Genomic DNA, 23081 nt, shown 5'->3' on the forward strand with positions numbered 1-23081 from the left:
CCCTTTGGGGTGCGCCAGCGTTCGTCTCCGGCCGGTCGATCGCCATCGAGGCCGCAATGGTGCGGGCTCGGAAACGGAAAACGGAGACTTAAAATGGCAACCATCGGCACATTCAAGAAGACCGGCTCGAACGAATTCACCGGCGAAATCGTCACCCTCAGCGTCCAGGCCAAGGGCGTGCGCATCATCCCCGACCTGCGCGCCACCGGCGAGAACGCTCCCAGTCACCGGGTTCTGGTCGGCCGCGCCGAGATCGGCGCCGCCTGGTCCAAGCGCTCCAACGAGGGCCGCGACTATCTGGGCCTCAAGCTGGACGATCCGAGCTTCAACGCTCCGATCTACGCCAACCTCTTCGATGACGAAGAAGGCGAAACCTTCTCCCTCATCTGGTCCCGCCCCAACGGTCGCCGCGGCGACTAAGGCGCGGCACAAAGGCCCCGACCGCAAGGTCGGGGCCTTTCTCATGTCCGCGGGAAAGTCGTCACGCCACCGCGCCCTGTCGTGTCTAGCACGGATCAGGCGCTTAGGATCGGGATGATGGTTTTGACATGGGCGTCGATGCGTTCCAGCACGGGCGGCGGGACCACTTCGCGCTCCGGCAGTGTCCACCATTTCGTATCAATGCGTTTCACCGTCTCGACAACGGCCTTGAGCACGGCTGGCTCGGGAAGCCTTGCCCGATTGGCAAACGTCTTCCAGCGGGCCGGGGCCAAGCCCTTGAAGGCCCGCTCGCCGCCCAGAGACAGCGCCAGCCCATCTGCCGGAATATAGGGCACGGTCGAAAGCATGTCGTAGATCGGTGCTAGAGCGGGCGTGTCGCCGTCGCCCGGATAGATCAGCGACCAGTTCTTGAGGTGCATGTCGCCATTGCCCATGACCACCGAGAAGGTCAGCCGCCGGACAAACTCCAGCGCGGCGAACGGCGAGATCGCAACATTCAGCACAGAGGCGATGTCGTGGGAGGCGGCGCCATCATATTTGCGCGCCGGGTACAGGCCGAAAACCTGCGCGAAATCCTCGATATGGATGCGCTGCCCGTCTGCCCCGCGATCAAAACGCCGCACGAGCAAGACCAGCCCCTCGGCAAGTGTTTCAAACTCTTCGGGAATGCCCTCGAACTGGTCTCGGCTGACCAGTTCCCGCTCGGGCACATTCATGCCGATGGCTTCGGCAAGCGCGAGGTTCGCGAACTCGTTCTCCGACACGCCCGGAAAGGCGGTCGAGGGGAATTTCGCAATATACTGGCCCTCGTCATCCCCGAGCGGCAAGGTCAGCCCGCCGCCCTTGCCGGTGTTCTTCATCACCGAGAGCTTCATCTGCACGCCTGCCAGCGAGAAGCGGGCCTTGGGCCGTCCTTGGGTTGGCGCCGCCCCGATGCCGGGTTGACCGTCACTGGGCAGCACCCGAACGGCCCCCGGCAAATCCGCACCAAGGGTGGCCAGGAGATCGAAATCATTCCCCGACCGCACATTACCCGCATGGTGCTTTTCCATCGCCTCGCGCAGCCGGTCTTCGGGCAGCAGGTTGGCAAAGAAGGGCGGCAGGCTGCCTGCGACCGGTCGCGGATCCTTGCGCAAGCCCCCTGATGCCGCGCGAAGGGATAGGCTCAGAACCGGATGGCCTCCAGTCGCGCGATATGCCGGATCAAGGCTGAAGGCGTTGAAATCACCCGGCGTCCTGACGATCGTGCCAACCTTCGCACTGTTCAGGAACACGTCCAGCGCGGTGATGGTCTCAGCGGTACGGACGGCTGTCATCGTCGCTCTCCGGTTGCGGGCTGAAGGCCGGATGATCATCCTCGGCCTCGGGGCGCAAAAGCGCCTCGATGGCGGGCACCATTGCCTGCGGGACCAGCATCATTTCCAGCCCAAGCGCCCTGGCAATGTTGATCAATGTCGTGGTGCGCGCCGCCGCCGCCCCCGTCTCGATGTCGCGGTAGCGCGGGCGCGAAATGCCCGCAAGATCGGCCACCTGCTCCTGGGTCAACCCCGCTGCAAGACGCGCGCGGCGAAAATGGTCGCCGATCAGCCCCAGTGTTTCTTTTTCCGCCTTCATGTGATGCCTTTACGGATCATTTCTGTCGCTTTGATCTGAATACGTATCCTGGTCTATTGCGAACGTCAAGGATATGATCTCTAAACGAATCATTCAGATGTCGGCTGCATCGTTTGGGGCTCAATCAATCGCGGAGCAACGCCGAACTAATCCAAGGAAGAAGTGCTGCTCTTTCGAGCCATGGCCAGCGAATCGGGCACATCGAACGCTGTGCTGCGCAAATCGCCTCACGGTGTGCCTCAGCGATTTCATGTGGCGGATTGAGCAAGAACGACTAAAATAGCCGTAGTTCTGGAATGCGCGCCGGTCGCGATGGGAGGTGATCATGCATGATCACCGCTCGACAGTCGCGGGCCGCGCGCGCGTTACTGGGTTGGACGCAGGAGACGCTCGCTGACAAGGCCCGAATATCGTTAACTGCCCTGAAGCGCCTCGAGTCCGAGAACCGGCTGGAGGTGTATGAGACAACGCGGGATCAGGTGCGCCGGGCGCTTGAAGCAGCAGGGATCGTTCTCCTGTCCACGGATCGCGGGCAAGGAGTGTTGCTGGTTCATGACCAAGACGAGAAGAGACACCGACAGATCCGCGACGTCTGATCGGCGCAGGCGCCATCATCGATCCGCTGCTGCGGCCTGTGGCTTGTGGCGACCATCGACATGACGTCCGCGGTCGCCCCCTTCGACGACATCGCGCCTGTTAGCGACGAGCTGACCGAATATGACCGCGCGCATATCAAGCTCTATATGCGGCTGCTCGATGCGGCCGATGATGGGGCGGAATGGGCCGAAGTCGTTAATGTTTTGTTCGGAATTGATCCTGTTCGGGAACCTGAACGCGCCCGGCAGGTCCATGACAGCCATCTGGGACGGGCGCGCTGGATGACACAGAGCGGCTATCGTCAGCTGCTGCGTCATCCGACAGATCGGACCTGACCTCGCCGCCGTCGCACCAGTGATGCCTTCAGAGCATCACCCTATGTCCTTGTTCTGGCTTCCATCTCGGTAGAGGCACCGCAATTCTTTCACGCTCCACCTGTGCAGTTTCAACCAGGAGCGGAGCAATGAAGCCGGATACATCCCGCTGGCGAGACCAGGACCAGTATGAATTCTACGATGCGCTGCCCGTTGAGGGCGTCGCCTGGGAATGCCTGCGCCGTAACGCGTCCTATCAGGCCTGTTTCGATGACCTTGTAGCGCAAGGCGCCGGGCATCTTCCCCTTGCGGATCACGTCCAACATCGCTGGGGGTTGCGATTTCCCGGCAGACCCCGGCTTTTCCGCGCTCGACCAACCGGTCATCTGGTCGCCTGTTGCCAATCCGGACATGCTGATGCTCGGGGCAGCGCCCGATTTTCTTCCGCCTTCTCCGTCCGCCTTATCGGTAGATCTTGCTGATGCCATCTGCGGACCAGAGGGGGTATATGGTGTCTGTGACGCCAGAGACGGCGTTCAATATCTGATCCTCGCCGACACCGATGCCAATTCGCAGCCGGCGATCATTCTGCCACTTGACGAAAATCTGCCGGATCGGCTCGAAGCCATTCTCAGGCTCTGGCACATGCTGGCCGGGAAACCCGCGCGCCGCGACCCCAGGATGACGCCGTATCAGCGCCGGCGGTTTCGCCTGATGATGCAAGCTGCCGACGGAAACGCCAACCACGCGACCTATCGTGAGATTGCCATCGCCATCTACGGAGAGGCGCGCGTTCGCGCTGAGCCGTGGAAGACATCGGCTTTGCGCGCCTCTGTCATCGCCCTTGTCCGATCTGCCGCCGCGCTGATCGACGGCGGTTATCAGGACCTTTTGCGCCATCGTCGCAAACCCTGACACTGACGTCTGATCGAGGGTGAGGATTCTACCCCTTCGATCTTCCTCATCCCCCTTGCCGCCGCGCCTTCGCCACCGTGCGCATGTCATGCCGTTGATCGTCAGCGGCATCCTGCACAACCACGGAGGCCACCCCATGCGACCTGATCTCGCCGCCTTGCCGCCACGCTACCTGCGCACCAAGGAAGCTGCCGATTTCCTCAGCCTGTCCGCGCGCACGCTGGAAAAGCACAGAACCTACGGAACGGGACCTGCCTATCACAAGCTCGGCGGCCGCGTTGTCTATTCGGTCGAGGATCTCGCAGCCTGGGTTGCACGCGGATCGGTTACCTCCACGTCGGACCCACGCGGACAGGTTCTCCCGGCGAAACCTCTGCCGCCGACCGCATTCACCTCGCCCAAGCGCATTACGCGCTGAACACGGCGGTCAGCCCTCTATGGCAGCGCAGCACCCATCCGCCTCGGAACGCGGGCAACTCGATCTGTTTCGGGCGCTTCCCGGTGAACTCGCGCCACGAGACGCGCAGGATCTCATGGCTTATCCTTTCTTTTCCCTTTCCAAATCGCACCGTATCCGCCCAATTGACTTTGCGCTGGGCAACGTCTCGATCCGTGTCGAAGCTGTTCCCGATCACGGTATGGCGACGATCTGGGACGCCGATATACTGATCTGGGCGGCCAGCCAGATCGTGGAAGCGCGGGACGCCGGTCTGCGCACGTCGCGCCTGATGGCGGCAACGCCTTATGAAATCCTGACATTCACAGGGCGCGGAACCTCCCTGAGGGACTATCAGCGCCTGAAGGCGGCGCTGGACCGGCTGCAATCGACCACGGTTGCAACCTCGATCCGCCAGCGCGCGAATGGACGGCGACATCGTTTTTCGTGGATCAACGAATGGCACGAGCGGACCGATGCCAATGGCCGCCCGGACGGCATCGAGATGATCGTGCCCGACTGGTTCTACAGTGCGGTTCTGGATGACGCCCTGATCCTCACCATCGACCGGGCCTATTTCAATCTGACCGGCGGGTTGGATCGATGGCTCTATCGCCTGGTGCGCAAGCATGGTGGGCGGCAGAAAAACGGTTGGCGGTTCGACTTCCGTCACCTGCACCAGAAATCGGGCAGTCTGTCGCCGTTCAAGCGCTTCGCCTTCGAGCTGCGCGACATTATCCGCCGCCAGCCACTGCCCGGCTACACCCTGTTCGCCGAGGTCGAAACCGGCGGCCGGATGCTGCTCGCTTTCGAGCCTGTCCCGGCCTGTGGAAAACCTGTGGATAGTCTCGTGCTATCGGGAACCCGGACTATCGTGCCATCAGGAACCGGAGGCTCGTGCTATCGGGAACCCAAACACCTCCTATCCTTCGGTAACAAAAGCGAAAATCGCGCCCTTAACTTAGAGTCTAACACAGAATCTAACTTTGAAGAGCGGCAGCGCGATGTGGAAAAGCTCATCGCGAAGGCTGGTGCGGCCCTCAGATCGGGTGCCCATAAAGGCAAGCTGACACCCCCAAAGCAAGGATCGCCCGCGTCAACAAGCACGCCTGAACTTCCTCTCGGCAAACCGGGAGGACGGCGATGATTGTCGCGCTCCTCAATCAGAAAGGCGGCGTGGGCAAGACGACGCTGGCGCTGCATCTCGCCGGAGCCTGGGCCGCGGAAGGCAAGCGCGTCATCCTGATCGATGCCGACCCGCAAGGCTCCGCACTCGACTGGTCGGAGCGGCGCAGCGATGAAGGGCTGCCAAGGCTGTTCACCGTCATCGGACTTACCCGCGATACCCTGCACAGGGAGGCGCCGGAACTGGCGCGTGACGCGGATCATGTCGTCATTGATGGTCCGCCCCGTGTCGCTGGTCTGATGCGCTCTGCGCTGCTTGCAGCCGATCTGGCGCTGATCCCGGTGCAGCCATCGCCCTTCGACGGCTGGGCCTCGGCCGAGATGCTGGCGCTTCTGAGCGAAGCACGCATCTATCGTCCCGAGCTTGCCGCCCGTTTTCTGCTGAACCGATGCGGTGCGCGCACCATCATCGCCCGCGAAACGGCCCAAACACTAGCGGACCACGATCCACCCTTGCTGGCCACGACCATCGGCCAGCGCGTCGCCTTCGCTGAAGCCGCACAAACCGGGCGACTGGTCTCAGAGACCGATGGCGGCGAACGGGCTGCACTGGAGGTCACAGCCCTGGTGGCCGAGATCGATAGCCTCGGGCTCGGGAGGATTGTGCGATGACACGTCCACCCGCCAAATCCGGCTTCGCATCGCGTCCCGGCAATCCCGATAGCTGGGTCAGGGCTGCCGATACACCGGTAACAGGAAAGATGGCTGCCGATGCGTTTACCGCCCGCCTGACCATCGACATCACGCCCGAGCTACGCGGGCGCATCAAGGTCGCTGCCTTCCGGCGCGGCGTCACGGTCGCCGTGATGTTGCGCGAGCTGCTGGTCCGCGAGTTTCCACCCACCGAAGGAGATCAGCCATGACCGGCAAGACCGCGTGTGCAGTGCATGAACATCCGCGGCCGGGCGGACCAGCTCCGTTCACCACATTGGTCGAACTGACCTTCCAGAAGAAGAAGGTCGAGCGCTGGATCAGGTTCGGTCACAAGAGCTTTGAGCAGATCATCGACCGCCGCTGCAGTCTGATCGGTTTTGCGCCCGAAAGCATCTTTGCCTTCGTCCGCTGGGCCTCCAACGATTACGGCACCATCGTCTCGCGGCTCGACATCCTGCGCGCCGTTGGTCGCGGCGAACCGTACCAGACCGTGCCCTTCGTTCGTCCTGGCTGCGAGATCCTGCTGCGTATTGATGGCTGGCGACAAGTCCAGCGGGTGCTGGCCCTGATTGATGCCGTGGACGCGCTTGGCATCGATCCGGCGGATGTTGCGCCGGACCATTGGCGGCACGTCCACAACCGCTTGAGTGCCGGTCAGGAACCCAACCCCTACACCCCGGAACGCCATGCCGCGTGGCTCAACCGCCGGAGGATCTGGACATGAGCCGCCGTCATATCCTCGCCGTGTCCATGCTGGCCGTCGGCACGCTTGTCGCCACGGCGGTTGCCGATCTGCCAACCCGGCTGATCTGGAACGCGACTGCCAGCGCGCCCATCGGCTTCTACACGGTTGCTCCCGCCGATACGCTCGAAATTCCAGAACTCGTCGTCATCGCGCCGCCCGAACCGCTGGAGCAGTTCATGGTCGAGCGCGGCTATATCGGGCGGGGCGTGCCGCTGTTGAAACGCGTCCTCGGCTTGCCGGGACAGCGCGTCTGCCGCAGCGGTGCGACGATCACCGTCGATAACGTCGAGATGGGCGCCGCACTGGAGCGCGACCGCATGGGCCGCGATCTGCCGGTCTGGCAGGGCTGCCGCATCATCCGCGACGGCGAACTCTTCCTGATGAATTGGGACATCCGGGACAGCCTCGACGGCCGTTACTTCGGACCTGTTCTCGCCAGTTCCGTCATCGGGCGAGCGCTCCCGCTCTGGACCGATGAGGAAGGCGATGGCCGCTACGAATGGCGGGCGGCCACGCATTGAACCCACGCCAAATCCACAAACACAGGAGACATACCATGCCACAGATCGGTCAATTTGCGCGTGACGCATCCGGCTTCGCCGGTCAGCTCGTCACGCTCACCATGAAGCGCGATCTCGTTATCGTGCCCGCCGAACATTCCGATGCGGAGAATGCGCCGGACTATCGCGTCCATTTCATTGAACATGACGGGCCGGAGGTCGGTGCTGCATGGAAACGCACCGGCGAAAAGGCTGGCGAATATCTCTCGGTGCTGCTCGACGATCCCGCCTTACCGCAGCCGATCCGCGCCAATCTGTTTCGCGACGACGATGCAGGCTCGTCATGGTCGCTGCACTGGAGCCGCCCGCGGCCCCGCGAAGATCGGGACTGAGATCATGCGATCCCGCGCCCTTCTTCTCTTCACGGCCCTTCTGTCGGCTGGCAGCGGCTCGATGCCGGCCATGGCGCAGGTCACGCCGCAACCCGCGCCTGTTACCGCGCATCCCCATGCTGCTTTCATTGCAGAGGCGTCACAGCGTTTCAGCATTCCAGAGCACTGGATTCGGGCCGTGCTGGGTGTGGAAAGCGCGGGCGATGTGCGCGCCATTTCATCGGCGGGCGCGATGGGACTGATGCAGGTCATGCCCGATACCTGGGCGGGCCTGCGCAGCCGCCATGGCCTCGGGCGCGATCCTTACGATCCGCGTGACAACATCCTCGCAGGTACGGCGTATCTGCGGGAGATGTGGGACCGCTATGGCAATGTCGCGGCCATGCTTGCCGCCTACAATGCCGGTCCCGGTCGCTATGACGAGCATCTGGCGACAGGTCGCACTTTGCCCGCAGAAACACGCGCCTATGTCGCCACGCTCGCACCTGTTCTCGGCAGGGCGACTGCGCCTGATGTGCCGACGATCGTGCCGCCGCCGCCACCGGATTGGCGCGAAGCCCCGCTCTTCGTTGCGCAAGCCGGCGGCATTTCAGCGGCGGTTAATCAGCCATCGAGCGACATCCACGCAACCGCTTCTCTGCGCGATCCCGCCGTTCAGGAGCCGCAGGACAGCGGCATATTCGTGGCCCTTGCGAGCGATGGCGACAAGCCATGAGCATGGCGTTTACGCGCTCGTTCGGTCCATTTCCGGTGTGCAGTCAGGCTTGGGTGCGCCTGGCAGCATTCCCGGCAGGAAGGGCAAAAAGGGAAGGAAAGGCGGAGGGCAAGATAAAGGAAACCGGCACCCTGTCGGGGCGGTTTCTGGGCAAGCCCTTGTCTGCACACTGTTTTGGGGCGCGGCGCACGGCACCCTGCTTTTGGGTCTCGGGTGCCGCGATATGGCGCAAAGCCTTGGCTTTGTTGGGTTTTGACCGGCACTATAGCCTAATATCTGCCGTTTCCGTGTCTAAACGGCAGGGAATGGGCTCATGAGCGCCGACGACGAGAATCGCTTTCGCCCGAAGCCAGGCCGCATCAGGTCGGACGTGCCGAAGGCAGGCAAGGCGAAGAGCTTTCTGACGCAGGCGAAGAAGCTGGCGCGTCAGCTTAGCAACAGCCCTAGTAGATCATCGTCATTCGCATCACGGACGTCCTCGTCGTCCTCATCGGGTTCGGCCGGAAAGAGCGGGAAGGCATCGCGCGCTGGCAAAGGTCCGGGCGTCAAGCGTGGCCGTGGCGCGGCCTATGTCCGCGCCCGAACCCTGTCGGGCGGTTGGCGGCACAGTGCGGCCGGCGTGCGCCGCGTCGTCGTCAAAACCCGTTATGTCCAGAGCGCGGGAAAGAATGGAAAAGGGGCTGCCCATCTGCGCTACATCCAGCGCGACGGAACCTCACGTGATGGCGAGCGTGGTCAGCTTTATTCCGCCACCGAGGACCGCGCCGATGGTGATGCGTTCCTTGAACGCGGCAAGGATGACCGCCACCAGTTCCGCTTCATCGTCTCGCCCGAAGATGCCGCCGATCTTTCCGACCTCACCGAACACACCCGCGATCTGATGAGCCGCATCGAGGCCGACCTTGGCACGAAACTCGATTGGGTGGCTGTCAATCACCACAATACCGGCCATCCCCATGTCCATGTCATCGTTCGGGGCAAGGACGATCTGGGCGAGAACCTGGTCATCAATGGCGACTATCTCGCCAATGGCATTCGTGAGCGGGCGAGCGAACTGACCACGCTGGAACTCGGCCCCGTGACCGAGATCGAGCAGAGCCGCAAGCTGTCTGCCGAAATCGATCAGGACCGCTTCACGCGCATCGACCGCGCCATGACCGAGGAAGCCGACGAAAGGTTCCTCGATCTGCGCCACGAACCGGCAGATGCACGCCGCCAGTTCAACCGCACACTTCGCCTGCGCCGTCTCGCCAAGCTGGAAAAGATGGGGCTGGCTACGGAACATGCACCCGGCGTCTGGGAGCTTGGCGCGAAGATGGAACCGGCGCTGCGTGAACTCGGTGAGCGCGGTGACATCATCCGCAACATGCACAAGGCGCTGAAGGCCGATGGGCAGGAACGTGATCCGATGACCTTCCAGCTTCACCATGCCGCACCCGCGGCGCCCATCACCGGCCGCGTCGTGGACAAATATCTCACCGACGAGATGGGCGAGAACCTGACCCTCGTGGTCGACGGCATCGACGGGCGAACACACCATCTTCCCGGCATTGATCCGGCCCGCGTCGAAGACGCCCGGATTGGCAGCATCATCGAGGTCGGTCCCGCCGATACAGCACAGCGCCCATCCGATCGCACCATCGCTGCGATCTCGGAGAATGGCATTTATCGCCCGAGCCGCCACCTCGAACAGGCGAAGTTCGAGGGGCGTGTGCCGGGCGGGGATTACGAGGGTTATGTCGATGCCCATGTCCGGCGGCTGGAGGCGTTGCGCCGGGCCGGGATTGCCGAGCGGATCGACGCCGACCGGTATCGCATCCCGGAAGACTTCGAAAGCCGCGCCACTGCCTATGATGCCGGTCGCAACCGGCAGGCCAGCATCCGTGTCGTCTCGACCTTCGACCTGGAAAAGCAGATCGGCGCCGATGGTGCGACCTGGCTGGACCGGCGACTGGTTACGTCGGACGCCTCGGATATTACCCCGGCAGGGTTCGGGGAACAGGTACGAGAGGCGATGGACCAGCGCCGCGAGCATCATATCGCACAGGGCGATGCCACGCGGCAGCAGAATGGACGCATTCTCTATCGGCGCAACCTGCTCGCCAATCTGCGGGAACGGGAAGTGGCCCGCGTCGGTGCAGAGATGGCTGAGAGCAAGGCGTTGCCGTTCCGGGCGGCTGCCGATGGCGAAAATATCAGCGGCAAGTTCACCGGGACCGCACATCTATCGAGCGGCAAGTTCGCCATTGTCGAAAAGAGCCACGAGTTCACTCTTGTCCCATGGCGGCCAGTGATCGACCGCCAGCTCGGCCGCGAGGTTGCGGGCATCGTGCAGGGTGGATCGGTATCGTGGCAAATGGGGCGAACACGAGGACTCGGGATTTGAGCCTTTGCCGATCTGGCACCTCGCAAATTGTTCTGTCGACATCGGCATCTGAAAGGGCCTGTCCGATGTGCCGCCGATAGTATCCGGCAACACGGCACCCCTGCTTTTCCTGTTGCCGCTTTCGAAAACGTCTATTCTTTGATCGGCTCCGACTCTCTTGCCGATTGGAGCCTGTATGCGTGGTGGCCGAATACTCTGGGGCCAGATCATTGTCGTATTCACCATTGTCCTGGTGATGGTCTGGACTTCGACACAATGGGTGGCCTTCCGCCTTGGCTTTCAGCCCCAGCTCGGCAATCCATGGTTCGATGTTGCGGGATGGCCGGTCTATTATCCTCCGGCCTTCTTCTGGTGGTGGTTTTCCTATGACGCCTATGCGCCCGGTATTTTCACCGAAGGCGCGTTCATCGCCACGTCCGGGGCGTTGTTCGCTATCGCCGCCGCTTTTTTCATGTCGATCATCCGGGCGCGCGAGGCGCGCAACGTCGCCACCTACGGTTCTGCGCGATGGGCCGAGGACAAGGAAATCCATGCTGCCGGACTGCTCGGTCCCGATGGCGTGGTCCTTGGCAGGCATAGCAAGGACTATCTCCGGCACGACGGCCCCGAGCATGTCCTTTGTTTCGCGCCCACCCGATCAGGCAAAGGCGTCGGTCTCGTTGTGCCGACGCTGCTGACCTGGCCGGGAAGTTGCATCGTGCACGACATCAAGGGTGAGAACTGGAATCTGACGGCCGGCTTCCGGTCCCATCACGGCCGCGTCCTGCTGTTCGATCCGACCAATGTGCATTCCGCAGCTTACAACCCGCTGCTGGAAGTCCGTCAGGGGGAGTGGGAAGTCCGCGATGTCCAGAACATCGCGGATATTCTGGTCGATCCCGAGGGCAGTCTCGACAAGCGCAACCATTGGGAAAAGACCAGCCATTCGCTACTGGTCGGCGCCATCCTGCATGTTCTCTATGCCGAGAAGGACAAGACGCTGGCGGGGGTCGCGAGCTTTCTGTCCGATCCGCGCCGTCCGGTCGAGGCGACCTTGCGCGCCATGATGGACACGCCGCATCTGGGCGAAGCCGGTGTGCATCCCGTCATCGCCTCATCGGCACGCGAACTGCTTAACAAGTCCGAGAACGAACGCTCCGGCGTGCTGTCCACGGCGATGTCCTTTCTCGGTCTCTACCGAGATCCGGTCGTGGCCCGCGTGACGGCCCGCTGCGACTGGCGCATTGCTGATCTGGTCGGAGCAAAAGAACCGGTCAGCCTCTACCTCGTCGTACCGCCCTCGGACATCAACCGGACCAAGCCGCTGATCCGTCTGATCCTCAATCAGGTCGGGCGGCGGCTGACCGAGGAACTGGAAACCACCGGAAAACGCCATCGTCTCCTGTTGATGCTGGACGAGTTCCCCGCGCTCGGGCGGCTTGATTTCTTTGAATCGGCGCTCGCCTTCATGGCCGGCTACGGCCTCAAAGCGTTCCTGATCGCGCAGTCGCTCAACCAGATCGAGCGCGCCTATGGGCAGAACAACGCCATTCTCGACAACTGCCATGTGCGTGTCGCCTTTGCTGCCAACGATGAACGCACCGCCAAGCGGATTAGCGACGCGCTCGGCACGGCGACAGAAATGCGCGATTCCACCAACTATGCCGGTCATCGCCTCGCGCCCTGGCTCGGGCATCTCATGGTTTCGCGGCAGGAAACAGCGCGGCCGCTCCTGACACCGGGCGAGATCATGCAGCTTCCGCCAACCGACGAGATCGTCATGGTAGCGGGTGTGCCGCCCATCCGCGCCGCCAAGGCGCGCTACTATGCCGATGCGCGGCTTCAGGAACGGGTGCTGCCGCCGCCCGATCTGCGCAAGCCGTCGGTGAAGATGGCAACATCGGCGCCAGACGACTGGACGAGCCGTGTTGTTGCGGCCGCGGCCGGCCACGGCCCCACGTCGAACACGTCCGACGACGATCCTGCCAATGCCGGTATCCGTCGTGAGCCGGAGCTTCCCGAGCATGAGGAAATCATCCCGCCGCCACCGCCGCCATCGCAGGAGTTCGATTTTCTCGATGATGAGCCCGACGTCGATGCCGCCAAAGCCCGTGCCATGCGTCAGCGGATGCGCATGGTCGCGCGGCAGGCGTCACTCGACCCAAATGACGGCATCGAGCTTTGAGAAGGAAGACAGGCATGACGAGTCGCACCCGCATGAATGTCTACTTCTCCCCGGATCTGCTGAAGCAGGTCGAGGGTCTGGCGCTGCGTCGCAATGTTTCAAAATCCGCAGTGATCGAGGCTGCGGTAGCATCCTTCCTGTCCGGTGACACGACCGAACGGCTGGAAGCCGCAATGTCGCGACGCCTGGATAAGCTTGGCCGCCAGTTCGATATGCTGGACGAAGATGTCGCCATCCTCGGCGAGACGCTTTCGCTGTTCGTACAATTCTGGCTCACCATGACGCCGCCGCTGTCAGATAGCGCGAAACAATCGGCGCGCATCAAGGGCAACGAGCGCTTCGAAGGCTTCATGCAGACGCTGGGCAAGCGCCTGGCTTCCGGCGACAGGTTCCTGAAAGAGTTGTCGCGGGATATGGATTCGCTTCACGATCTTTCGTCACAAGGCCAGTCCGAAGCGGATGGAAACCAGCTCTGAACTTTCGATCCATCCTATTTACCGCCCTGCGCCGCCGATGCCCGCACACGCGTAAACATCTGTTGAAACGGCCCTAAATCAGGTTCTTTTAATCGACCCCAATCCGGGGTCCGTCTTTTGCGCGTCCCGCCATGAATGGGGCCGCCATGACCGCATCACATCAGAAACCCGAGACGATTGCGCGTGGTGCGCGGATGCTGCGCACCGCGCTCGGTGCATCGATTGCCCGGTTTCTGGAAGATCCAGCTGTGGTCGAGGTGATGCTGAATCCCGATGGCCGCATCTGGGTGGATCGGCTCTCCGAAGGGCTGGCCGATACGGGGGAGAGGCTGTCGGCTGCCGATGGCGAGCGGATCGTCAGGCTGGTCGCCCATCATGTCGGCGCCGAGGTTCATGCCCGCAATCCGCGTGTGTCGGCTGAACTGCCCGAGACCGGAGAGCGCTTCGAAGGGTTGCTGCCGCCTGTCGTCACGGCGCCGACCTTTGCCATCCGCAAGCCTGCCGTCGCGGTGTTCACGCTCGACGACTATGTAAACGCTGGGATCATGACCAGTGCTCAGGCCGAGGTGCTGCGCCTGAACGTCGCTACGCGCGCCAATATCCTTGTCGCGGGCGGCACCTCGACCGGAAAAACCACGCTGACCAACGCGCTGCTGGCAGAAGTCGCCAAGACTTCGGACCGCGTCGTGATCATTGAAGACACGCGCGAACTGCAATGCGCCGCGCCCAATCTGGTCGCGATGCGCACCAAGGATGGCGTGGCGACCCTCTCCGACCTGGTGCGTTCGTCGCTGCGCCTGCGCCCGGATCGCATCCCGGTCGGCGAGGTGCGCGGGTCCGAAGCTCTCGACCTCCTTAAAGCCTGGGGCACCGGCCATCCGGGCGGGATCGGCACCATCCATGCCGGTTCCGGCATTGGCGCGCTGCGACGCCTCGAACAGCTCATCCAGGAAGCCGTCATCACCGTCCCGCGCGCCCTGATTGCCGAGACAATCGACCTCGTCGCCGTTCTTGCTGGACGCGGCTCTTCCCGCCGGCTGGTTGAACTCGCCCGCGTCGATGGGCTGGGGCCGGACGGCGATTACGCCATCACGCATCCCATCACTTTGGCAACCACCCCGAAAGGAAACCCTTCATGATCCGCACGATTTCACGCGGCTGCCGCATCATGGCAACCGCCGCTGCCACTGTTTCCATCAACCTGATGCTGGCACCCGCCGCGCACGCCTCCGGCTCGTCGATGCCCTGGGAAGCCCCGCTTCAATCAATTCTCCAGTCGATCGAGGGTCCTGTCGCCAAGATCATCGCCGTCATCGTCATCATCGCCACCGGCCTGGCGCTGGCCTTCGGCGATACCTCCGGCGGCTTCCGCCGCCTGATCCAGATCGTCTTCGGCCTGTCCATCGCCTTCGCCGCGTCGAGCTTCTTCCTGTCGTTCTTCTCGTTCGGCGGCGGGGCGCTCATCTGATGGCGGGCGGGTTTGAACAGCTCGATGCGGTGCCGGGCTTCTCCATCCCGGTTCACCGGGCGCTGACCGAGCATATCCTGCTCGGCGGCGCACCGCGTTCGATTGCCATCGTCAACGGCACGCTGGCCGGCGCCGTCGGCCTCGGCCTTCGTCTCTGGCTGGTTGGCATCGCCATCTGGGCGGTCGGTCATTTCCTCGCGGTATGGGCTGCCAAACGCGATCCGCTTTTTGTCGAGGTGGGCCGTAGGCATCTGCGCATACCCGGTCATCTGTCGGTGTGAGGGCGCAGCCATGATGAACCTCACCGAATATCGCCGTACCGCTACCCGCCTCGCGGATTTCCTGCCCTGGGCCGCGCTGGTTGGCTCGGGCGTCGTGCTGAACAAGGACGGCAGTTTCCAGAGGACTGCAAAGTTTCGCGGGCCGGATCTGGATTCCGCTGTTGCCGCCGAACTGGTCGCGGTCGCCGGGCGTATCAACAACGCCGTGCGCCGGCTCGGCTCCGGCTGGTCGATCTTTGTTGAGGCACAACGAAGCGAAGCCTCGACCTATCCCGGCAGCCAATTTCCTGATCCGGCCTCCGCTCTGGTCGATGCCGAGCGCAAAGCTGCCTTCGAGGAAGCGGGCACGCATTTCGTGTCACGCTACTTCCTGACCTTCCTCTGGCTGCCACCCGCCGAAGATGCAGCTCGCGCCGAGACCTGGCTCTACGAGGGCCGTGAGCAATCCGGCGTCAATCCATGGGAGCTGATGCGCGGCTTCATCGACCGCACCGACCGCGTGCTGGCGCTGCTCGACGGCTTCATGCCCGAATGCCACTGGATCGATGACGCGGGCACGCTGACCTATCTCCATTCCACGATTTCCACGAACCGCCATCGTGTCCGCGTGCCCGAAGTGCCCATGCACCTCGATGCGCTGCTGGCCGATCAGCCGCTGACTGGCGGGTTGGAACCGCGCCTTGGTGACAAGCATCTGCGCGTCCTGACCATTATCGGCTTTCCGACAGCGACCACGCCCGGCCTGCTCGACGAGATGAACCGGCTCGCGTTCCCGTATCGCTGGTCCACCCGCGCCATCCTGATGGACAAGACGGACGCGACGAAACTCCTCACCAAAATCCGCCGTCAATGGTTCGCCAAGAGAAAATCCATCGCCGCGATACTCAAGGAGGTGATGACCAACGAGCAATCGGCGCTGGTGGACACCGATGCGTCCAACAAGGCACTCGATGCCGACATGGCCTTGCAGGAGCTGGGCGCTGACGTCGCCGGCATGGCCTATGTCACAGCAACCGTCACCGTCTGGGACGCCGATCCCCGTATCGCCGACGAGAAGCTCCGTCTGGTCGAGAAGATCATTCAGGGCCGTGACTTCACGGCCATGTCGGAAACCGTCAATGCCGTCGATGCCTGGCTAGGCTCGATCCCCGGACATGCCTACGCCAATGTCCGGCAGCCGCCGGTCTCGACGCTCAACCTCGCCCACATGATCCCTCTATCGGCCGTGTGGGCGGGGCCGGAACGGAACGAACATCTCGGAGCGCCCCCCTTGCTATACGGCAAGACCGAAGGTTCGACTCCGTTCCGGCTTTCCCTTCATGTCGGCGACGTGGGCCATACCCTCGTCGTCGGCCCGACCGGCGCGGGCAAGTCCGTGCTGCTGGCGCTGATGGCGTTGCAATTTCGCCGCTATGATCGCAGCCAGATTTTCGCTTTCGATTTCGGGGGATCGATCCGGGCATCCGCGCTCGCCATGGGTGGCGACTGGCATGATCTCGGCGGTGGGCTGACCGAGGGATCGGAGGTTTCCGTTTCCCTGCAACCGCTGGCGCGGATCGATGATGCCTATGAGCGGTCATGGGCCGCTGACTGGATCGCCGCGATCCTGATGCGTGAAGGCATGACCATCACGCCGGAGGTGAAGGAGCACATCTGGACGGCGCTGACATCGCTGGCATCCGCCCCGGCGGGGGAACGGACCATCACCGGCCTTGCCGTGCTGCTGCAATCCAACGATCTGAAACAGGCGTTGCGCCCTTACTGCATTGGCGGCGCCTATGGCCGGTTGCTCGACGCCGAGGCCGAACATCTCGGATCAGCCGATGTACAGGCCTTCGAGATCGAGGGGCTGGTCGGCACTGGGGCTGCGCCTGCCGTCCTGTCCTATCTGTTTCATCGGATCGGCGACCGGCTCGACGGTCGGCCAACCCTGCTCATCATCGACGAAGGCTGGCTGGCGCTCGATGATAAGGGGTTCGCCAATCAACTCCGCGAATGGCTGAAGACACTCAGGAAGAAGAACGCTTCCGTCATCTTCGCCACGCAGTCGCTCTCGGACATTGACGGCAGCAATATCGCGCCCGCCATCATCGAAAGCTGCCCGACGCGGCTGCTTCTTCCGAATGAACGCGCCATCGAGCCGCAGATCACGGCAATCTACCGCCGCTTCGGCCTCAATGACCGGCAAATCGAGATCCTCGCGCGGGCCACGCCCAAGCGGGACTACTACTGCCAATCGCGGCGCGGCAATCGCCTGTTCGAGCTTGGCCTTAGCGAAGTCGGTCTCGCGCTCTGCGCCGCATCATCCAAATCCGATCAGACCCGTATCGCCGAACTCGTCGCCGAGCATGGGCAGGACGGTTTTCTCGCGGCCTGGCTGCGCGATCGCGGCGTCGAATGGGCCGTCGATCTGATCCCGAACCTCACCAATCTTGTCGAACGGACAGAGCCCGCTCGGCCGGTCGCGCCAGATCAAATCCATCCAGATGACAGCCAAGAAAAGGAGACCCTGCCATGATCCGTATCCCCGTTTCCCGATATGTCAGTGCATCCGTGCTGGCGCTGACGCTCGCCATGCCTGTTGCACTGTCGCCCATGCTGACAAGCCCCGCTCACGCTTTTGGCTTCGGCCGCATCGTCTATGATCCGACCAACTATGCGCAGAACCTTCTGACTGCCGCACGCACGCTGGAGCAGATCAACCACCAGATCACCTCGCTTCAGAATGAAGCGCAGATGCTCATCAATCAGGCGAAGAATCTCGCCAGTCTGCCATATTCCTCGCTCCAGACTTTGCAGCAGAATGTCCAGCGCACGCAGCAGCTTCTGGCCCAGGCGCAGAACATTGCCTTCGACGTGCAGAACGTCGATCAAATGTTCCACCAGAAATACGGCAAGGTTTCGCTGTCCGCGACCGACGCCCAGCTCGTCGCCGATGCGCGGTCCCGTTGGCAGAATACGGTCGGCGGCTTGCAGGACGCCATGCGCGTGCAGGCCGGTGTCGTTGGCAATATCGACACCAATCGCGCTGAAATGTCCGCCCTTGTCGGGCAGAGCCAGAACGCCACCGGCGCGTTGCAGGCGACACAGGCGGGCAATCAGCTTCTCGCGCTCCAGTCGCAGCAGCTTTCCGACCTGATCGCGCTGATGTCCGCCAATGGTCGCTCCGAAGCCCTGATCGAAGCCGAGCGTGCCACCGCCGCCGAACAAGGCCGCATCCAGCGCGAGCGCTTTCTGACGCCGGGATCGGGCTATCAGCCCGGCAATGCCCGGATGTTCGGCAACGGCAACAACTGACCGGACAGGAGGGGCGCGACATGGACGGCAAGATGCTGGCCCGGCTGGGCGCGATCATATTCGTGGCCATCGCCATCACCGCGACGGTGATCGAAATGACACGCGAGGACGAACCAGCCCAGCCCCGTCCGGCCCCGGCGCTTCAGGCGCCTGCCGATCCACTGCGCCAGAGCCTGCGCCACTGCCAGCAACTTGGCGAGGCAGCCGTGAACGATCCCGGCTGCCTCGCCATCTGGGCCGAGAACCGCGACCGTTTCCTCGGCCGGACGCCGGTGCCCGCCGCCCCGCATCAGAACGGGGGGCAGTGAACCATGGGCGGCACCGGCGTCATCGACAATTTCCTGGGCGTCTTCACCAGCTATATCGACAGCGGCTTCGGCCTGCTTGGCGGCGAGGTCGCCTTCATCGCCACCACGCTAATCGTCATCGACGTGACGCTGGCCGCACTCTTCTGGTCCTGGGGTACGGATGACGACATCATCGCACGCCTCGTCAAGAAGACGCTTTTTGTCGGTGTCTTCGCATACCTGATCGGCAACTGGAACAATCTCGCCCAGATCATCTTCGACAGCTTCGCTGGTCTTGGCCTGAAAGGTTCGGGCACTAGCTTTTCCGCCGCCGATCTGCTGCGGCCCGGCAAGGTGGCGCAGACTGGCCTCGATGCCGGTCGCCCGCTGCTCGAATCCATCTCGGACATGATGGGTTATTGGTCGTTTTTCGAGAACTTCATCCAGATCGCTTGCCTGATGTTCGCCTGGGCGCTGGTACTGCTGGCCTTCTTCATTCTCGCCGTGCAGCTCTTCGTCACGCTGATCGAGTTCAAGCTGACCACGCTGGCGGGCTTTGTCCTTATTCCCTTCGGCCTCTTCGGCAAGACCGCCTTCATGGCCGAGCGCGTTCTTGGCAATGTCGTCTCCTCCGGCATCAAGGTGCTGGTGCTCGCCGTCATCATCGGCATCGGCTCGACATTGTTCTCGCAGTTTACGGCCGGTTTCGGCGGCGTGACGCCGACCATCGACGACGCCATGGCGATCGTGCTGGCCGCACTTTCCCTTCTCGGCCTCGGCATCTTCGGTCCCGGCATCGCTTCCGGTCTGGTTTCTGGCGGCCCGCAGCTTGGCGCAGGTGCAGCAGTTGGAACCGGTCTCGCCGCTGGCGGCATGATGCTTGCTGGCGGCGCTGCCGCAGGCATGGCCGCGAAGGGAGGGGCAGCGGCGCTGTCGGGTGGATCTGCTGCCGTCCGTGGCGGTGCTGCTGCCGCAGGGGCGGCGAGCGCCGCCTATAGTGTCGGATCGCTCGGCCAGTCAGGGGCTGCCGGTGTTGCCTCCGGCCTCGGCGGTGTTGCCCGCGCGGCAGGCTCCGCCGCCGCATCGCCCCTGAAACGGACGGCCTCGAAAGCAGCGGAAAACGTCAAATCCAGCTTCTCCGATGGCGCGCGCGCCGGGCTCGGCGTCACCGGTGGATCGTCCTCGCAGGGAACCATTGGTGGTGCGAGCGTGGCCGGTGCCGCACCCGCCTCCGCACCGGCGGGTGGACCGCCTGCATGGGCGCAGCAGATGCACCGCCGCCAGGCGCTCAATCACGGCACGACCATGGCCGCCCATGCCGTCCGCTCCGGTGACAGCCACGGCGGCGGCTCTTCCGTCAACATTTCCGAAAGTGACCGCTCATGAACATCATCAGACGTCCAGCGACCCATTACGGCAAATCGCCCGAACCCGAGACGCCTTACCAGAAAGCCGCGCAAGTATGGGACGAGCGTATTGGCACGGCTCGCGCGCAGGCCAAGAACTGGCGCTATATGGCCTTCGGCTCGCTGATCCTCTCGGCGGGCTTCGCTGCCGCGCTCGTTCTGCAATCGGCGCGAGGGACCGTCGTGCCCTGGGTGGTGCAGGTCGATAATCTCGGCCAGGCCCAGACCGTCGCCTCAGCCACGGCCGATTACCGTCCGACCGATCCGCAGATCGCCTTCCATCTTGGCCGCTTCATCGAGCAGACGCGCTCGATCCCGGCGGACGCCATCATCGTGCGCCAGAACTGGCTGCGCGCCTATGAGTTCACCACGGATAGGGGAGCGGCCGCGCTCAACGACTATGCCCGCGCCAACGATCCGTTCACCCGTGTCGGCCGCCAGCAGATCGCAGTCGAGGTTTCCAGCGTCATACGCGCCTCGAACGACAGCTTCCGCGTTGCCTGGACCGAGCGTCACTATGAGAACGGGCAGCTTTCCAGGACCGAGCGCTGGACCGCGATCCTGACCATCGTGATCCAGACGCCGCGCGATGCCGAGCGTCTGCGCGCCAATCCGCTCGGCATCTACGTCAATGCAATTTCATGGTCGCGGGAGATGAGCCAATGACCATCGCGTTTCCCCGCAATTCCGCCTTGCCGGTTTTCCGTAAGCCCGCCCTCGCGGCTTTGATGCTCTCGGCCACCATGCTGGCAGGCTGCGCCACCAACAAGACGCCGCAGTTCAGCTATGATGCCAATGTTCCGGCTCTACCGACCGTGCAGGCCACCGTTACGGATGATCGGCCCCGACCGCTTCACACGCCGCCAGCCTGGACGGTTGCGCGTGGTGGGACCGCAGCGGGAACACCGGCAGGCCGGGTCGAGAACGCCAATGCCGCCGCCCGCGTCGAACCGCGCCGCGAGGGTTACTATAACGCCATCCAGATCTATCCCTGGTCGGAAGGCGCGCTCTATCAGGTCTATGCAGCACCAGGACAGATCACCAATATCGCGCTGGAGCCGGGCGAAAGCCTGACCGGCGCGGGACCGATCGCGGCGGGAGACACCGCTCGCTGGATCATTGGCGATACCGAGAGCGGGAGCGGTACGTCGCGCCGGGTCCATATTCTCGTCAAACCATCCCGATCCGACATCTCAACCAATCTCGTGGTGACGACCGATCGACGCACCTATATGATCGAGCTGCGCGCCCGCGAGGCGCTCTATATGCCGTCCGTATCTTGGTCTTATCCGGCGCTGCCTGCCGGTCAGCGCCAGACCGTTCCCGCAGCACCCATCATCCCGGTCGAGGCGGCACGCAACTATCGTTACGGCCTGACCGGAGATACGCCGCCATGGCGGCCGATTTCCGTCTTCGACGATGGCCGCCGTGTCTATGTCGTTTTCCCGCGCGGCATCGTGCAGGGAGAGATGCCGCCGATCTTCGTCATCGGTTCCAAGGGCGAGACCCAGATCGTCAATTCCCGTGTTCACCAGAACATCTTGATCGTCGATCGGCTGTTCGGAGCGGCTGAGCTGCGTCTTGGTAGCGGCAAGCAGCAGCAGACGGTCAGGATCGTTCGCATCGAGCAAAGGCAAGCTGCCCAGCCCGCCAAAACCGGGGAGCAACCGTCATGAGTGAAGAGGCCACCACCAACCCAACGCCGATGCGTCTGCGTGCCGAGCCGCCGCGCGTCACGCGCCTGTCGCGCAAGATGCTGGCCGGTGCCGGGGCTGTTGCGCTCCTCGGTATCGGCGGGGCGCTGATCTATGCGTTCCAGACGCGCGACATGAGCGGAAACGGTGAAGAACTCTATTCGACCGAGAATCGCGCCACGGCAGATGGACTGGCGGGTCTGCCGAAGGATTATACCGGGCCGGTCCTGGGGCCGGCATTGCCGGGCGATCTCGGTGGCCCGATCCTGGATGCCCAGAACCGGGGTCAGCCCGTCACGCCGCCCGCCATGGCGACGCCTGCCCGCGATCCTGCCGAAGAGCGCCGGCTTGCCGAAGAAGAAGCTGCGCGTCTCAGTACAGTGTTCTTCCAGTCCGGGCCAAGAGTGGCGACGACGCCTGGCTCCAATATGCCGGGCCTTGCTGGCCTTGACCTTGGTGGCCAGCCCGCAACACAGGACCGCCACACGGCATTTCTGAATGGGCCGGTGGAACGGCAGACCGTTGCCATGGATCGGATCATGGCGCCAGCCTCGCCCTACATCCTTCAGGCAGGGGCCGTAATCCCGGCGGCGATGATTACCGGTATCCGCTCGGACCTTCCCGGCCAGATCACCGCGCAGGTCACGGAAAATGTCTATGACAGCCCGACCGGCAGCCTGCTGCTAATCCCGCAGGGAACGCGCATCATCGGTCAGTATGACGCCGGTGTGCAGTTCGGTCAGCGCCGCGTGCTGCTGGTCTGGAACCGCCTGATCCTGCCCAACGGCCGCTCTATCGTGCTGGAGCGCCAGCCCGGTGCGGACGCTTCCGGCTATGCCGGGCTGGAAGATGGCGTTGATTACCACTGGTGGGATCTCATGAAGGCGGCGGGGCTGTCCACGCTGCTCGGCATCGGCACGGAACTGGCGACCGACGACGAGGATCGTCTGATCCGGGCCATCCGCGACGGAGCGCAGGATACCATCAATCAGGCAGGACAACAGATCGTCCAGCGCCAGTTGCAGGTCGCGCCGACCCTGACGATCCGGCCGGGCTACCCGGTCAGGGTCATCGTTACCCGCGATCTCGTACTCGAACCTTATAGGAACTGACC

General features: G+C 63.2%; 28 protein-coding genes. 26 read left to right on the plus strand and 2 right to left on the minus strand.

The features are described 5' to 3' along the window. The first annotated feature begins 93 nt into the window (after nucleotides 1–93). Nucleotides 94–420 (plus strand): DUF736 domain-containing protein, encoded by a 327-nt coding sequence (locus BES08_RS23905; protein ID WP_024899152.1) that lies wholly within the window; start codon nucleotides 94–96, stop codon nucleotides 418–420. Nucleotides 421–515: 95 nt separating this feature from the next. On the opposite strand, the gene BES08_RS23910 is transcribed toward BES08_RS23905, so the two are convergent. Next, nucleotides 516–1757 (minus strand): type II toxin-antitoxin system HipA family toxin, encoded by a 1242-nt coding sequence (locus BES08_RS23910; RefSeq protein WP_024899153.1) that lies wholly within the window; start codon nucleotides 1755–1757, stop codon nucleotides 516–518. Continuing rightward, complete coding sequence (locus BES08_RS23915) at nucleotides 1735–2055, minus strand: type II toxin-antitoxin system RelB family anti-toxin (RefSeq protein WP_015740146.1); 321 nt, start codon at nucleotides 2053–2055, stop codon at nucleotides 1735–1737. Before BES08_RS23915 ends, BES08_RS23910 begins: the two co-directional genes overlap by 23 nt. A gap of 329 nt (nucleotides 2056–2384) precedes the next feature. Here BES08_RS23915 and BES08_RS23920 point away from each other — a divergent pair, with 329 nt between their 5' ends. The 25 genes from BES08_RS23920 (at nucleotide 2385) to BES08_RS24040 (ending at nucleotide 23079) form a co-directional block, all read left to right on the plus strand. Then, complete coding sequence (locus BES08_RS23920; RefSeq protein WP_024899154.1) at nucleotides 2385–2651, plus strand: helix-turn-helix domain-containing protein; 267 nt, start codon at nucleotides 2385–2387, stop codon at nucleotides 2649–2651. A 60-nt stretch (nucleotides 2652–2711) separates the two neighbouring features. Continuing rightward, nucleotides 2712–2987, plus strand: a complete 276-nt coding sequence (locus BES08_RS23925) for a DNA -binding domain-containing protein (protein WP_015740148.1) — start codon at nucleotides 2712–2714, stop codon at nucleotides 2985–2987. Nucleotides 2988–3115: 128 nt separating this feature from the next. Beyond that, nucleotides 3116–3448 (plus strand): transcriptional regulator domain-containing protein, encoded by a 333-nt coding sequence (locus BES08_RS34170; RefSeq protein WP_231958351.1) that lies wholly within the window; start codon nucleotides 3116–3118, stop codon nucleotides 3446–3448. After that, the gene (locus tag BES08_RS23935; protein WP_244430476.1) at nucleotides 3384–3881 is read left to right on the plus strand and encodes a DUF2285 domain-containing protein; all 498 of its coding nucleotides are present in this window, start codon (nucleotides 3384–3386) and stop codon (nucleotides 3879–3881) included. Before BES08_RS34170 ends, BES08_RS23935 begins: the two co-directional genes overlap by 65 nt. Nucleotides 3882–4017: 136 nt before the next feature. After that, nucleotides 4018–4299, plus strand: coding sequence for a helix-turn-helix transcriptional regulator (locus BES08_RS23940; RefSeq protein WP_010336149.1), 282 nt, complete (start codon nucleotides 4018–4020; stop codon nucleotides 4297–4299). Nucleotides 4300–4318: 19 nt separating this feature from the next. Next, nucleotides 4319–5464 carry a replication initiator protein A gene (locus BES08_RS23945; RefSeq protein WP_024899156.1) on the plus strand — a complete coding sequence of 382 codons (1146 nt, stop codon included), beginning with the start codon at nucleotides 4319–4321 and terminating at the stop codon, nucleotides 5462–5464. Further along, a complete protein-coding gene (gene parA / locus BES08_RS23950; RefSeq protein ID WP_066700619.1) occupies nucleotides 5461–6114 on the plus strand; it encodes a ParA family partition ATPase in 654 nt (217 codons plus the stop codon). Before BES08_RS23945 ends, parA begins: the two co-directional genes overlap by 4 nt. Further along, on the plus strand, nucleotides 6111–6365 hold the full coding sequence (locus tag BES08_RS23955; protein ID WP_069709518.1) for a hypothetical protein: 255 nt from the start codon (nucleotides 6111–6113) through the stop codon (nucleotides 6363–6365). The genes parA and BES08_RS23955 overlap by 4 nt, the downstream gene beginning before the upstream one ends. Beyond that, a complete protein-coding gene (locus BES08_RS23960; protein ID WP_015740154.1) occupies nucleotides 6362–6880 on the plus strand; it encodes a DUF2840 domain-containing protein in 519 nt (172 codons plus the stop codon). Before BES08_RS23955 ends, BES08_RS23960 begins: the two co-directional genes overlap by 4 nt. Then, on the plus strand, nucleotides 6877–7422 hold the full coding sequence (locus BES08_RS23965) for a S26 family signal peptidase (protein ID WP_015740155.1): 546 nt from the start codon (nucleotides 6877–6879) through the stop codon (nucleotides 7420–7422). The genes BES08_RS23960 and BES08_RS23965 overlap by 4 nt, the downstream gene beginning before the upstream one ends. Nucleotides 7423–7457: 35 nt before the next feature. Further along, nucleotides 7458–7793: a DUF736 domain-containing protein gene (locus tag BES08_RS23970; protein ID WP_010336155.1), complete on the plus strand. Its 336-nt coding sequence runs from the start codon at nucleotides 7458–7460 to the stop codon at nucleotides 7791–7793. A gap of 4 nt (nucleotides 7794–7797) precedes the next feature. Next, nucleotides 7798–8508: a lytic transglycosylase domain-containing protein gene (locus tag BES08_RS23975; protein WP_069709519.1), complete on the plus strand. Its 711-nt coding sequence runs from the start codon at nucleotides 7798–7800 to the stop codon at nucleotides 8506–8508. A 313-nt stretch (nucleotides 8509–8821) separates the two neighbouring features. After that, nucleotides 8822–10894: a relaxase/mobilization nuclease domain-containing protein gene (locus BES08_RS34770; protein ID WP_024899159.1), complete on the plus strand. Its 2073-nt coding sequence runs from the start codon at nucleotides 8822–8824 to the stop codon at nucleotides 10892–10894. A 175-nt stretch (nucleotides 10895–11069) separates the two neighbouring features. After that, entirely contained in the window at nucleotides 11070–13058 is a 1989-nt protein-coding gene (locus BES08_RS23985) for a conjugal transfer protein TraG (RefSeq protein ID WP_024899160.1), read from the plus strand. A gap of 14 nt (nucleotides 13059–13072) precedes the next feature. Next, nucleotides 13073–13534: a ribbon-helix-helix domain-containing protein gene (locus tag BES08_RS23990; RefSeq protein WP_009450541.1), complete on the plus strand. Its 462-nt coding sequence runs from the start codon at nucleotides 13073–13075 to the stop codon at nucleotides 13532–13534. A 146-nt stretch (nucleotides 13535–13680) separates the two neighbouring features. Next, nucleotides 13681–14673 (plus strand): P-type conjugative transfer ATPase TrbB, encoded by a 993-nt coding sequence (gene trbB, locus BES08_RS23995; RefSeq protein WP_024899161.1) that lies wholly within the window; start codon nucleotides 13681–13683, stop codon nucleotides 14671–14673. Beyond that, entirely contained in the window at nucleotides 14670–15002 is a 333-nt protein-coding gene (locus BES08_RS24000) for a TrbC/VirB2 family type IV secretion system protein (RefSeq protein ID WP_024899162.1), read from the plus strand. The genes trbB and BES08_RS24000 overlap by 4 nt, the downstream gene beginning before the upstream one ends. Further along, complete coding sequence (locus tag BES08_RS24005; RefSeq protein ID WP_009450537.1) at nucleotides 15002–15283, plus strand: VirB3 family type IV secretion system protein; 282 nt, start codon at nucleotides 15002–15004, stop codon at nucleotides 15281–15283. Before BES08_RS24000 ends, BES08_RS24005 begins: the two co-directional genes overlap by 1 nt. A gap of 10 nt (nucleotides 15284–15293) precedes the next feature. Further along, nucleotides 15294–17801, plus strand: coding sequence for a conjugal transfer protein TrbE (gene trbE / locus BES08_RS24010; protein ID WP_024899163.1), 2508 nt, complete (start codon nucleotides 15294–15296; stop codon nucleotides 17799–17801). After that, nucleotides 17798–18580, plus strand: coding sequence for a P-type conjugative transfer protein TrbJ (gene trbJ, locus BES08_RS24015; RefSeq protein ID WP_069709520.1), 783 nt, complete (start codon nucleotides 17798–17800; stop codon nucleotides 18578–18580). The genes trbE and trbJ overlap by 4 nt, the downstream gene beginning before the upstream one ends. Before the next feature lie 20 nt (nucleotides 18581–18600). Beyond that, nucleotides 18601–18888, plus strand: coding sequence for a putative entry exclusion protein TrbK-alt (trbK-alt, locus tag BES08_RS24020; RefSeq protein WP_069709521.1), 288 nt, complete (start codon nucleotides 18601–18603; stop codon nucleotides 18886–18888). A gap of 3 nt (nucleotides 18889–18891) precedes the next feature. After that, nucleotides 18892–20253, plus strand: a complete 1362-nt coding sequence (gene trbL, locus BES08_RS24025) for a P-type conjugative transfer protein TrbL (protein ID WP_069709522.1) — start codon at nucleotides 18892–18894, stop codon at nucleotides 20251–20253. Then, nucleotides 20250–20939: a conjugal transfer protein TrbF gene (gene trbF, locus BES08_RS24030; protein ID WP_024899167.1), complete on the plus strand. Its 690-nt coding sequence runs from the start codon at nucleotides 20250–20252 to the stop codon at nucleotides 20937–20939. The genes trbL and trbF overlap by 4 nt, the downstream gene beginning before the upstream one ends. Next, on the plus strand, nucleotides 20936–21949 hold the full coding sequence (trbG, locus tag BES08_RS24035; RefSeq protein WP_015740170.1) for a P-type conjugative transfer protein TrbG: 1014 nt from the start codon (nucleotides 20936–20938) through the stop codon (nucleotides 21947–21949). The genes trbF and trbG overlap by 4 nt, the downstream gene beginning before the upstream one ends. After that, nucleotides 21946–23079 carry a TraB/TrbI/VirB10 family type IV secretion system protein gene (locus BES08_RS24040; protein WP_069709523.1) on the plus strand — a complete coding sequence of 378 codons (1134 nt, stop codon included), beginning with the start codon at nucleotides 21946–21948 and terminating at the stop codon, nucleotides 23077–23079. The genes trbG and BES08_RS24040 overlap by 4 nt, the downstream gene beginning before the upstream one ends. Nucleotides 23080–23081 lie beyond the last annotated feature (2 nt).

Origin of the sequence: Novosphingobium resinovorum (assembly GCF_001742225.1) — a bacterium.
GTDB classification, from domain to species: domain Bacteria; phylum Pseudomonadota; class Alphaproteobacteria; order Sphingomonadales; family Sphingomonadaceae; genus Novosphingobium; species Novosphingobium resinovorum_A.